At 71.5% G+C, this 11,202-nt stretch carries 10 protein-coding genes and 1 pseudogene; 2 read left to right on the top strand and 9 right to left on the bottom strand.

The genetic code is table 11. The annotated features are described in order from the left end of the window. A pseudogene (locus K7472_RS31910) lies at window positions 1-151 on the top strand (ATP-binding protein); the annotation flags it as partial. A 253-nt stretch (window positions 152-404) separates the two neighbouring features. Here K7472_RS31910 and K7472_RS31905 read toward each other — a convergent pair. The 4 genes from K7472_RS31905 to K7472_RS31890 form a co-directional block, all read right to left on the bottom strand. Then, window positions 405-617: an acyl-CoA carboxylase subunit epsilon gene (locus K7472_RS31905; protein ID WP_222982724.1), complete on the bottom strand. Its 213-nt coding sequence runs from the start codon at window positions 615-617 to the stop codon at window positions 405-407. Window positions 618-628: 11 nt separating this feature from the next. Continuing rightward, window positions 629-2,212, bottom strand: a complete 1,584-nt coding sequence (locus tag K7472_RS31900) for an acyl-CoA carboxylase subunit beta (RefSeq protein ID WP_222982722.1) — start codon at window positions 2,210-2,212, stop codon at window positions 629-631. Window positions 2,213-2,479: 267 nt separating this feature from the next. Beyond that, complete coding sequence (locus K7472_RS31895) at window positions 2,480-3,352, bottom strand: HpcH/HpaI aldolase/citrate lyase family protein (RefSeq protein WP_222982720.1); 873 nt, start codon at window positions 3,350-3,352, stop codon at window positions 2,480-2,482. Continuing rightward, a complete protein-coding gene (locus K7472_RS31890; RefSeq protein WP_222982718.1) occupies window positions 3,349-4,416 on the bottom strand; it encodes an HpcH/HpaI aldolase/citrate lyase family protein in 1,068 nt (355 codons plus the stop codon). Before K7472_RS31890 ends, K7472_RS31895 begins: the two co-directional genes overlap by 4 nt. Window positions 4,417-4,601: 185 nt before the next feature. Here K7472_RS31890 and K7472_RS31885 point away from each other — a divergent pair, with 185 nt between their 5' ends. Next, window positions 4,602-5,609 (top strand): hydroxyacid dehydrogenase, encoded by a 1,008-nt coding sequence (locus tag K7472_RS31885; protein WP_222982716.1) that lies wholly within the window; start codon window positions 4,602-4,604, stop codon window positions 5,607-5,609. Window positions 5,610-5,624: 15 nt separating this feature from the next. Here K7472_RS31885 and cimA read toward each other — a convergent pair whose 3' ends face one another. The 5 genes from cimA to K7472_RS31860 form a co-directional block, all read right to left on the bottom strand. After that, window positions 5,625-7,223: a citramalate synthase gene (gene cimA / locus K7472_RS31880; RefSeq protein WP_222982714.1), complete on the bottom strand. Its 1,599-nt coding sequence runs from the start codon at window positions 7,221-7,223 to the stop codon at window positions 5,625-5,627. A gap of 365 nt (window positions 7,224-7,588) precedes the next feature. Continuing rightward, entirely contained in the window at window positions 7,589-8,575 is a 987-nt protein-coding gene (locus K7472_RS31875; RefSeq protein WP_308014179.1) for a phospholipase D-like domain-containing protein, read from the bottom strand. A 131-nt stretch (window positions 8,576-8,706) separates the two neighbouring features. Then, window positions 8,707-9,276, bottom strand: coding sequence for a TetR/AcrR family transcriptional regulator (locus tag K7472_RS31870; RefSeq protein ID WP_222982698.1), 570 nt, complete (start codon window positions 9,274-9,276; stop codon window positions 8,707-8,709). Window positions 9,277-9,343: 67 nt separating this feature from the next. Continuing rightward, window positions 9,344-10,378: an agmatine deiminase family protein gene (locus K7472_RS31865; RefSeq protein WP_222982696.1), complete on the bottom strand. Its 1,035-nt coding sequence runs from the start codon at window positions 10,376-10,378 to the stop codon at window positions 9,344-9,346. A 50-nt stretch (window positions 10,379-10,428) separates the two neighbouring features. Then, a partial coding sequence (locus tag K7472_RS31860; RefSeq protein ID WP_222982694.1) for an amidohydrolase family protein occupies window positions 10,429-11,202 on the bottom strand: 774 nt, incomplete at its 5' end.

The following is an 11,202-nucleotide window of genomic DNA, read 5'->3' as shown; positions in this document are numbered from 1 at the left end:
CCACCAGCCGTACACCCCCGACGAGGTACGCGAGGCCCTTCAGATCGGCCCGGAAACCCCGATCATGACCACCGACGCGAGGCATCGGGGCGAAGCGAAGTCCACCCTGATCACCCTGGTAGAGCACGCCCTGATGGCACGTCTCCGTTGACCCTTGCCTTTTGTCTTTTGTCTTTTCAGGGGCGCGGGGAACTGCGCGACCAGCCACAGCGGACCGGTGGGTAGCCCAACTGTCCTGCCACTCATGGCAGTTGGGCGGCCACCGGCAGTGGCCGGTTGAGCGCGCAGTTCCCCGCGCCCCTAAAAGCAAAAGACAAAAGGCAAAAAGCAAAAGCAAAAGCAAAAAGAACAGGCCCCCGCACAAGAAATGCGGGGGCCTTCGCATGCCGGGAAAAGGCTGTCGCTTACGCGACCGCTCGCCAGCTGTGGGGGGCGTGGAAGCCGGGGGCGCGCTCCAGGCGGCGCCAGTGCGCGATGTCGCGGGGCTGGGCGAGCGGCGCGTCGGCGACGCGGGTCGCCGCCGCGCGGGCGAGGAGGACCGCGGTGATCGCGGCCAGTTCCTCCGCGTCCGCGTGGCCCCTGGTCACGCGGACGACTGCTGCGGTGTCGCTGCTCATGGATGTCTCCGTCACTGCGGTGGGTTGCCGTGCTTGCGGGACGGCAGGTCGGCGTGCTTGGTGCGCAGCATCGCGAGGGAGCGGATGAGGACCTCGCGGGTCTCGGCCGGGTCGATGACGTCGTCCACCAGGCCGCGTTCGGCCGCGTAGTACGGGTGCATCAGCTCGGCCTTGTACTCCTTGACCATCGCGGCGCGCATGGCGTCGGGGTCGTCGGCCTCGGCGATCTGCTTGCGGAAGATGACGTTGGCGGCGCCCTCGGCGCCCATCACGGCGATCTCGTTGGTGGGCCAGGCGTAGGTCAGGTCGGCGCCGATGGACTGGGAGTCCATGACGATGTACGCGCCGCCGTAGGCCTTGCGCAGGATCAGCGAGATGCGCGGCACGGTCGCGTTGCAGTACGCGTACAGCAGCTTGGCGCCGTGCCGGATGATGCCGCCGTGCTCCTGGTCGACACCGGGCAGGAAGCCGGGGACGTCGAGCAGGGTGACCAGCGGGATGTTGAACGCGTCGCACATCTGGACGAAGCGGGCGGCCTTCTCGGACGCCTCGATGTCCAGCACCCCGGCGAGCGAGGCGGGCTGGTTGGCGATGATGCCGACGACCTGGCCGTCGAGGCGGGCCAGCGCCACGATGATGTTGGTGGCCCAGCGCTCGTGGATCTCCAGGAACTCGCCCTCGTCGACGATCTCCTCGATGACCTTGCGCATGTCGTAGGAGCGGTTGCCGTCGGCCGGGACGAGGTCGAGCAGCACGTCGCCGCGCCGCTCTGCCGGGTCGTTGGTCTCGGCGGCGGGCGGGTTCTCCCGGTTGTTCTGCGGCAGCAGCGAGAGCAGGTAGCGCACCTCCTCGATGCACGACTGCTCGTCGTCGTAGGCGAAGTGGCACACGCCGGAGGTCTCGGCGTGCACGTCGGCGCCGCCCAGTCCGTTCTGCGAGACCTTCTCGCCGGTCACCGCCTGCACCACGTCGGGGCCGGTGATGAACATCTGCGAGGTCTCGCGGACCATGAAGACGAAGTCGGTCAGCGCCGGGGAGTACGCCGCGCCGCCCGCGCAGGGGCCGAGCATCACGCTGATCTGCGGGATGACACCGGAGGCGCGGGTGTTGCGCTGGAAGATGCCGCCGTACCCGGCGAGCGCGGAGACGCCCTCCTGGATGCGGGCGCCGGCGCCGTCGTTGAGCGAGACCAGCGGGGCACCGGCGGCGATCGCCTTGTCCATGATCTTGTGGATCTTCTGGGCGTGCGCCTCGCCGAGCGCGCCGCCGAAGATCCGGAAGTCGTGCGCGTAGACGAAGACCGTGCGGCCGTGGACGGTGCCCCAGCCGGTGATCACGCCGTCGGTGTACGGCTTCTTCTCCTCCAGGCCGAAGCCCGTGGCCCGGTGCCTGCGCAGCGGCTCCATCTCGGTGAACGAGCCCTCGTCGAGCAGCAGCTCGATGCGCTCGCGAGCGGTGAGCTTGCCCTTGGCGTGCTGCGCCTCGGTCGCCCGGTCGCTCGGCCCGCGCCGCGCCCGCTGCCGGATGGCGTGCAACTCCGCCACCCGCCCGCGCGTGTCACTCGCTCCGGTCGGCACCTCGTCCACAACGGTCATGTATCGACCTTACGAGCGTGAGGTGGTCATTCTCGGCGTTGAGTTCTCACACTGTCGGGAGCGAGTTCATGGAGGAACCCCACAGTCGGCCGTAGCGAAAGGACCTCGTGTGATGCACACGAGGTCCTTCCCTTTGTAGCGATCGCACCACCCGCGGGCCGGATCTTTGGGTGGTCGCCACGCAACTGCCCGGGTGGCGCGGCACCCGGTCGGCCCTGACGCGGGCCGTCCGGCGGCCTGGGCTCGGCCGCCCCGCCGGGCCCGGCGTCAGCGGCCTTCCACGGCCGCGGCCAGGGCGAGGACCCGCCGGGCCTCGTCCACGTGCAGGTTCTCGATCATCCGGCCGTCCACCGTGACGACGCCCCGGCCCTCGCGGGTCGCGGTCTCGAAGGCCTCGATGATCCGGCGGGAGCGCTCGACCTGCTCGGGCGAGGGAGCGAAGAGCCGGTTGCAGGGTTCCACCTGCGCCGGGTGGATCAGCGTCTTGCCGTCGAAGCCGAACTGACGGCCCTGCACGCACTCCGCCTCGAAGCCCTCGATGTCCTTCACGTCGTTGTAGACACCGTCCAGGACGGCCCGCCCGGTCTCGCGCGCCGCCAGCAGCGCCAGCGAGAGACCGGTCAGCAGCGGGGCGCGGCCCGGGACGTGCTCGGCGTGCAGTTCCTTGGCGAGGTCGTTGGTGCCCATCACCAGCACCGTGAGCCGCTCGCTGGCGGCGGCCACCTCGCGGGCGTCCAGCATGGCCCGCGGGGTCTCGACCATCGCCCAGATCGCGGTGCGGTCCGGGGCGCCGGCCGCCTCCAGGGCGCGTTCCACGGCGACGACGGTGGCGGCGGAGTCCACCTTGGGCACCACGACCGCGTCGGGTCCGGCCTCGGCGGCCGCCCGCAGGTCGTCGTCGTGCCAGGCGGTGCCGGGGCCGTTGACCCGGATGGTGACCTCGCGGTGGCCGTACTCGCCGGAGGCCGCGGCGGCGGCGACCCGCTTGCGCGCGTCCGCCTTGGCGTCGGGCGCGACGGCGTCCTCCAGGTCGAGGATGAGCCCGTCGACGGGGAGGGTCTTGGCCTTCTCCAGGGCGCGTTCGTTGGCCCCGGGCATGTAGAGCACGGAGCGGCGCGGGCGCGGGGCGGCGTCGGTCATGCCGGGGTCTCCTTCTCGGCGGCGGCGTAGGCGTCGCGCAGTTCGGGGTCGCGGGCGGCGAGGGCGTCCGCGAGCGAGGCGACGACCTGGCACTGCTTGTAGGTGGCGTCGTCCTGCATCTTGCCGTCGATCATCACCGCGCCGGTGCCGTCGCCCATGGCCGCGATGACCTTGCGCGCCCAGGCGACGTCGGCGGGGGCGGGCGAGAAGACCCGCTTGGCGATGTCGATCTGCACCGGGTGCAGGCTCCAGGCGCCGACGCAGCCGAGCAGGAAGGCGTTGCGGAACTGGTCCTCGCAGGCGGTGGTGTCCTTGATGTCGCCGAACGGGCCGTAGTACGGCAGGATCCCGTGCGCGGCGCAGGCGTCGACCATGCGGGCGATGGTGTAGTGCCACAGGTCCTGCTGGAACGTGGCGCGCGGGGCGACCTCGTCGGCGTGCGGGTCCTCGCGCACCAGGTAGCCGGGGTGGCCGCCGCCGACGCGGGTGGTCTTCATCCGGCGGCTGGCGGCGAGGTCGGCGGGGCCCAGCGAGATGCCCTGCATGCGGGGGCTGGCCCCGGCGATCTGCTCGACGTTGGCGACGCCGGTGGCGGTCTCCAGGATGGCGTGCACCAGGATCGGGCGCGTCACGCCCGCCTTGGCCTCCAGCTGGGCGAGGAGCCGGTCGACGTAGTGGATGTCCTGGGCGCCCTCGACCTTGGGCACCATGATCACGTCGAGTTTGTCGCCGATCTCGGTGACCAGGGTGATCAGGTCGTCCAGCGCCCAGGGCGAGTCGAGGCTGTTGACGCGGGTCCACAGCTGGGTGTCGCCGAAGTCGGTCTCCTTGGCCGTGCGCACCAGACCGGCCCGGGCGGCCTCCTTGCGGTCGGCGGCGACCGCGTCCTCCAGGTTGCCCAGCAGTACGTCCACGGTGGGCGCGATGGCCGGGACCTTGGCCGCCATCTTCTCGTTGCCGGGGTCGAAGAAGTGGATCATCCGGGACGGCCGGAACGGCACTTCGCGTACCGGGGCGGGGGCGCCGACGGCCAGCGGCCGGAAGAAGTCCTTCGGAGAGCGCATGCAGTCTCCCTGGTCGGATCGAGGGGTGTGAGGGTCGCCGCCGTCCCGGCGGCGCCACCCGGCCCTCACTCTAGAGCGAGCGCACGGTAACGCTACTGGCTGGTACGTGTGCCGTTGGTCACCGAACCTGCGACGATGCGGGCGGACGCCACGGGCAGTGGACCGGACGAGGTGGGGGCGGGCGCATGGGTGGGACGCGGCGGCGGCCGGGGGTCGTGCTGGCGATGGCGCCGGACGTGCGGGACGCGCTGCTCGACGAGACCGCGCGGGCCCGGCTGCTGACCCTGGCGGACGCCGAACCGGCGCTCGCCGTGACGGACTTCGCCGATCCCGCGCACGCGGAACGCCTGGCCGCCGCCGAGGCGCTGCTGACCTGCTGGGGGTGTCCGCCGCTGACCGCCGAAGCGCTGGAGCGGATGCCGCGGCTGCGGACCGTGGTGCACGCGGCCGGCAGCGTCAAAGGGCATGTCACCGACGCGTGCTGGGAGCGCGGCCTGACGGTGTGCTGCGTGGCGTCGGCCAACGCGGTCGCGGTCGCGGAGTTCACCCTCGCGGCGATCCTCTTCTCCGGCAAACGGGTCATCGCCACGGCCGCCGCCTACCGGGAGCACCGGGCCGCGCCGGACACACTGCGGGCGTTCGCGGGCCTCGGCAACCACGGCCGCACCGTCGGCGTGGTGGGCGCCTCGCGCATCGGGCGCAAGGTGATCGAGCTGCTGCGGCCGTTCGACCTGCGGGTGCTGGTGTACGACCCGTACGTGACCGGTGTGCCCGGCGCGGAGTCGGTGGGGCTGGCCGAACTGGTGCGCCGCAGCGACGTGGTGACCCTGCACGCGCCTCAACTGCCGTCCACGCGCGGGATGTTCGGGCGGGAGCTGCTGGCGGCGATGCGGGACGGCGCGACGCTGGTCAACACCGCGCGCGGTTCACTGGTGGACACCGGCGCGCTCACCGAGGAGCTGGTGAGCGGCAGGCTGCACGCCGTGCTGGACCACACCGAGCCGGAAGTGCTGCCCGCGGGCTCCCCGTTGTACGACCTGCCGAACGTTCTGCTGACCCCGCACGTCGCCGGTTCCCTGGGCACCGAGCTGTCCCGCCTGGCGTACGCGGCCCTGGACGAGCTGGAGCGGTGGACGGCGGGCGAGCCGTACGCCGAGCCGGTCACCGCGGACCGGCTCGGCACGATGGCCTGACCGACGCGCCCGGGTTCACCCCTGCGGCTGGGCGCCCGCCCGGATCAGGCCGTAGGTGTAGGCGTCGTCCAGCGCCTGCCAGGAGGCGGCGATGACGTTCTCGCCGACCCCCACGGTGGACCATTCCTCTCCCCCGTCACTGGTGGCGACGAGCACCCGCGTCGTGGACTCCGTGCCGTGGCGGCCTTCGAGGATGCGGACCTTGTAGTCGACCAGCTCCATGCGGGCCAGCTGCGGGTAGATGCGCTCCAGGCCGTGCCGCAGGGCGCGGTCGAGGGCGTCGACCGGGCCGTTGCCCTCACCGGTGGCGACGATGCGCTCGCCCTTGGCCCACAGCTTCACGGTGGCCTCGTTGACCTGGGCGCCGTCCGGGCGCTGCTCCACGATGGCCCGCCAGGACTCGACGCGGAAGAAGCGCGCGGCGCCGCCCGCGACCTCGTCGCGCAGCAGCAGTTCGAAGGAGGCGTCGGCGGCCTCGTAGGTGTAGCCCGCCAGTTCGCGTTCCTTGACGCGTTCCACGACGCGCCCGGCCAGCGCGCGGTCGCCGGACAGGTCGTAGCCCAGCTCCCTGCCCTTGAGTTCGATGGACGCGCGGCCGGCCATGTCGGAGACCAGCATCCGCATGGTGTTGCCCACGAGTTCGGGGTCGATGTGCTGGTAGAGGTCGGGGTCGACCTTGATCGCGGAGGCGTGCAGCCCGGCCTTGTGGGCGAACGCGGAGACGCCCACGTACGGCTGGTGGGTGGAGGGCGTGAGGTTGACGACCTCGGCGATGGCGTGCGAGATGCGGGTCATCTCGCCGAGCGCGCCCTCGGGCAGCACCCGGCGGTCGTACTTCAGCTCCAGGGCGGCGACGACGGGGAAGAGGTTGGAGTTGCCGACCCGCTCGCCGTAGCCGTTGGCGGTGCACTGCACGTGGGTGGCGCCCGCGTCGACGGCGGCGAGGGTGTTGGCGACGGCGCACCCGGTGTCGTCCTGGGCGTGGATGCCCAGCCGGGCACCGGTGTCGGTGAGCACGGTGCGCACGACGGCGGAGACCTGGGCGGGCAGCATGCCGCCGTTGGTGTCGCACAGCACGACGACGTCCGAGCCCGCCTCGTGCGCGGTGCGGACCACGGCCTTGGCGTACTCGGGATTGGCCCGGTAGCCGTCGAAGAAGTGCTCGCAGTCCACGAAGACCCGGCGGCCCTGCTCGCGCAGGTGGGTGACGGTGTCGCGGACCATCGCGAGGTTCTCCTCCAGCGTGGTGCGCAGCGCGAGTTCCACGTGGCGGTCGTGCGCCTTGGCGACCAGGGTGATCACCGGGGCGCCCGAGTCCAGCAGCGCCCGCACCTGCGGGTCGTCCTCGGCGCGCACGCCCGGCTTGCGGGTGGCGCCGAAGGCGACCAGGACGGCGTGCCGGAAGTCGATCTCGGCGCGGGCCCGCTCGAAGAACTCGGTGTCGCGGGGGTTGGCGCCGGGCCAGCCGCCCTCGATGAAGCCGACGCCGAACTCGTCCAGGTGGCGGGCGATGGCCAGCTTGTCGGCCACGGTCAGGTTGATGCCCTCGCGCTGGGCGCCGTCGCGCAACGTCGTGTCGAAGACGTGGAAACTGTCGTCGGGTACGGCCGTCATGGTCGTGGGCTCCTGTCGGGTGACGTGGATGTCTCGGGTTGTTGCGTAGGTCGTTGACCCGATGCCACTTGCCCCCGTCGCCTCGCGCTCGCCGCCCGGCGGGATGGCCGGAAAACGAAAAAACCCCTCGCGGGTGCGAGAGGTCTGCGCGCGGGTCTGGGGCACGGTGTCCCCGCCGCGGTGGAGGTTGTACGCGGTGGGGGTCACTGCGGACCGGCGCGCCTAGCCAATAATCGTGGCGGAGGACACGGGGGCAGTCTGCCATACGACCGCCCCCGCTGGACCTCTCGTCTCAGAATGCGGTCATGCCGACCGGTTGGGCCCGGTTCGGGGCACCGGACCGGCGGCCGTGGTGCGCGCCGGCCTCAGGAGGTCCAGGCCGTGCCGCCGGTGAAGTCCTTGGCGATCACGGTCTCGACGCCGTCGCCGATGGTGCTGTTCTGGAGGATGATCCCCAGTTCACGGTTCTCGTTGAGCGAGGTGCTGGTGAAGTTCTCCGAGCCGACGAAGACCTTCTCCGACGAGGTGCCGTGGTCGGCGACGATCGCCTTGGCGTGGATGTACAGCGGCGCGTTCTCCGCGTAGGTGCTGACCTTGGCGCCGGCCGAGGTGAGGGTGTCGAACTCGCTGGAGTACTGGTTCTCGTCGTTGGTCATGACCAGTTCGACGGCGACCCCGCGCTTGGCGGCAGCGGCCAGGGCGTTGACGACGGCGGTGTCGGTCAGCTCCTGGTTCTCCACGTAGAGGTTCTTGGTGGCGCCGTTGATGAGGGCGACCAGCTGGTTCTGCGAGTCGGTCGGGGACCACACGAGGTGGTCGCCGTCGCCGGGGGTGACCGCCTTGTGGGCGTAGTCGGCGCTGAAGACGGTCTCCATGGCCGAGACGTCCGCGCTGTCGGTGTCGGTGACGGAGTAGTTGCGGTCGGCCGAGTAGTACTCGGAGGTCATGTTGCCGCTCATCACGACGGCCTCGGTGCCGTCGATCACCATCGACTTCTCGTGCGTGTAGTAGTACGTGGTGCTCGACCACACGACGCCGACGCCGTTGTCCTTGAGGTAGGTGTAGGCGGCCTGGTTGGTGGACTTCTCGCGCTGGTCGAGGATGACGCGGACGGTGACGCCGGCCTTGGCGCGGGCGGCGAGGTCCTGCTCGGTGGTGGTGTCGGACAGCTCGTACATCGTCAGGTCGATGCTCTTGGCCGCCGAGTTGATGATCGAGTCGATCGGGGCGATGCCCTGGTCGGGCTGGACGATCAGGGAGTACGAGCCGGACGCTGCCGACGAGTAGGGGGCGGCCAGTGCCAGCGCGGCACAGGCGGCCAGGGACGTGGTGATGACGCGGGATCGCAGCACGCTTCCTCCTGGGTGGGGGTCCGCAAGGAACGGGTGCATGGGTAATGCGCTCGCGTGTCCACGATATGAACGAGTGCCAGATGGGGAATGACGCGCGTAGATCCTTGGCCGACCCTTTGCCCGCCGGTTGCTCACAGCAGAGCGTCGTCCAGGAACTCCTTTACGTGGCCGAGGATTTCGGCGCGGTCGGTGCCGGGCAGGCCGACCACCAGATGGGTGCCGAATCCGTCGAGCAGCGCCCGTGCCCGTACCGCGAAGCGCTCGGGGTCCACGGCGCGCAGCTCGCCGCGCGAGATGCCCTCGGCGACCAGCGCGACCAGGTCGCGGTGCCAGACCAGTTCCAGCTCCAGCTGCCGGCGCAGGGCGTCCTCGCCCGGCTGCGAGCGGTTCCACACCTCGGCCCACAGCACCCAGCGCGGGTCGCGCGGGCGGTCCGGCAGGTAGAGGTCGACGAAGGCGTCGATGCGCTCGCGGGCCGGGACCGGCTTCGACAGCGCGGAGCGGCGTTCGATCCCGAGCTGTTCCTCGCTCCACTCCAGCGTCTGGAGCAGCAGTTCGTCCTTGCTGCCGAAGTAGTAGAGGATGTGGCCGCTGCTCATGCCGACCTCGCGGCCGAGCCCGGCGATGGTCAGCTCGGCGAGCCCGCGGTCGGCGATGGCCGCCATGGCGGCGGCCATCACCTGTTCGCGGGGCTGCTTCATGCGTCGCCTCGGGCGGGCGGCCGGTGCTGACAAGGCCGGACCTTTCGGGTTCGCCGCCCCGGCGTCCTCACACCAGGGGCTGCTGCTGGGTGATGCAGTGGATGCCGCCGCCGTGCGCGAAGATCTCACGCGCGTCGACGAGGACCACCTCGCGCTCGGGGAACAGCTTCGCGAAGATCTCCGCGTTCCGTTCGTCCGCCGGGTCGTCGAAGGCGCACAGCACGACGCCGCCGTTGCACAGGTAGTGGTTGACGTAAGAGTAGTCGACCCACTCCCCGTCGGCTTCGAGCACGGTGGGCGCGGGCAGCTCGACGACCTCCAGGGCGCGGCCGCGGGCGTCGGTGGAGGCCCGCAGCCTGCCGATGACCTCGCGGGAGACCTCGAAGTCGGGGTGGGCCGGGTCCTGCTGGCTGTGCGCGACGACGACGCCGGGGCGGGCGAAGGCGGCGACGATGTCCACGTGGCCGCGGGTGCCGAAGCGCCCGTAGTCGGCGGTCAGCCCGCGCGGCAGCCAGATCGCCTTGGAGGTGCCGAGGTGGGCGTGCAGTTCCTCCTCGACCTCCTCGCGGGTCCAGCCGGGGTTGCGGCCCGGGTCGAGCTGGACGGTCTCGGTGAGCAGCACGGTGCCCTCGCCGTCGACGTGGATGCCGCCGCCCTCGTTGACCAGCTTCGAGGAGTAGACGCGGGCCCCGGCGAGCGCGGCGACGTGGCCCGCGACCTCGCCGTCGAGGTCCCAGCGGGCCCAGTCCTGCGCGCCCCAGCCGTTGAAGACCCAGTCGGCGGCGGCGAGCCCTCCCCCGCCGACCAGGAACGTGGGGCCCATGTCGCGCATCCACGCGTCGTTCAACGGGATCTCGGCGACGTCGATGTCCGCGCCCAGCAGTGCCCGCGCCCCGGCCGCGTCACCGGGCGCGGCGGCCACGGTGACCGGTTCGAAGCGGCGCACCGCCCGGGCCACCGCGCCCCAGGCCGCGCGGGAGGCGGCCAGGTCGTCGGCCGAGTCGAAGGTGACGCTGGGCGACGGCCAGGCCATCCAGGTCCGGGCGTGCGGCGCCCACTCGGCGGGCATCCGGAAGCCGTCGGCGGCGGGCAGTACGGTCATGGATCGTTCCTTAACGGGAGTACGCGGGGCGGCCCGACGAGGCGTCGAGGTCACAGGAAGTAGAGGCGGTTGAGGGAGACCCGGTCGGCCGGGTCGGAGCGCAGCGGGTCGCCGTCGAGGGTGACCAGGCCGCTGTCGCGGTCGACGTCGACGCTGCCGGTGCGGGAGTTGAGCACCAGGTCCCCGGGGCCGATCCCCCGGGTGCCGCGCACGGCGACCCTGCGGCGGCGGGTCGGCATCCGGTCGTCGCCACCGTCGGCCGCGGCGCCCGCGACGAAGGCCACCGAGATGTCGGCGGCGGTGGCCCCGTAGGACCCGAACTGCGGTCCCAGCACGAGCGGTTCGCAGGTGTCGGTGGCCGCGTTGGGGTCGCCGGTGACGCCGTAGGCGGGGAAGCCGGACTTCAGCACGAGCTGCGGCTTGGCGCCGAAGTACCGCGGCGACCACAGCACGATGTCGGCGAGCTTGCCGGTCTCGATCGAGCCGATCTCATGGGACAGGCCGTGCGCGATGGCCGGGTTGATGGTCAGTTTGGCGATGTAGCGCAGGACGCGGGCGTTGTCGTCGTGCGGCCCGTCGCCCTCCATGGGCCCGAGTTCGGCCTTCATCTTGGCGGCCATCTGGAGGGTGCGGCGCACCGTCTCGCCCGCGCGGCCCATGCCCTGGGCGTCGGAGGAGGTGATGCCGATCGCGCCCAGGTCGTGCAGCACGTCCTCGGCGCCCATGGTGCCGGCCCGGATGCGGTCGCGGGCCATCGCGGCGTCGCCGGGCAGGTCGGGCTTGAGGTCGTGGACGGAGACGATCATCCCGTAGTGCTCGGCGAC

The sequence above is a fragment of the Streptantibioticus parmotrematis genome (genome assembly GCF_019890615.1).
GTDB lineage: Bacteria > Actinomycetota > Actinomycetes > Streptomycetales > Streptomycetaceae > Streptantibioticus_D > Streptantibioticus_D parmotrematis.
Note: the sequence above shows the minus strand (reverse complement) of the source record. Positions and strands in the feature narration are given on the sequence as shown.

Excerpts from the sequence above, each read along its gene's own strand:
- K7472_RS31870 (WP_222982698.1), bottom strand. The coding sequence starts at position 9,276 with ATGAAGCAGCCCCGCGAACAGGTGATGGCCGCCGCCATGGCGGCCATC.
- K7472_RS31900 (WP_222982722.1), bottom strand. The coding sequence starts at position 2,212 with ATGACCGTTGTGGACGAGGTGCCGACCGGAGCGAGTGACACGCGCGGG.
- K7472_RS31895 (WP_222982720.1), bottom strand. The coding sequence starts at position 3,352 with ATGACCGACGCCGCCCCGCGCCCGCGCCGCTCCGTGCTCTACATGCCC.
- K7472_RS31885 (WP_222982716.1), top strand. The coding sequence starts at position 4,602 with ATGGGTGGGACGCGGCGGCGGCCGGGGGTCGTGCTGGCGATGGCGCCG.
- cimA (WP_222982714.1), bottom strand. The coding sequence starts at position 7,223 with ATGACGGCCGTACCCGACGACAGTTTCCACGTCTTCGACACGACGTTG.
- K7472_RS31890 (WP_222982718.1), bottom strand. The coding sequence starts at position 4,416 with ATGCGCTCTCCGAAGGACTTCTTCCGGCCGCTGGCCGTCGGCGCCCCC.
- K7472_RS31905 (WP_222982724.1), bottom strand. The coding sequence starts at position 617 with ATGAGCAGCGACACCGCAGCAGTCGTCCGCGTGACCAGGGGCCACGCG.
- K7472_RS31865 (WP_222982696.1), bottom strand. The coding sequence starts at position 10,378 with ATGACCGTACTGCCCGCCGCCGACGGCTTCCGGATGCCCGCCGAGTGG.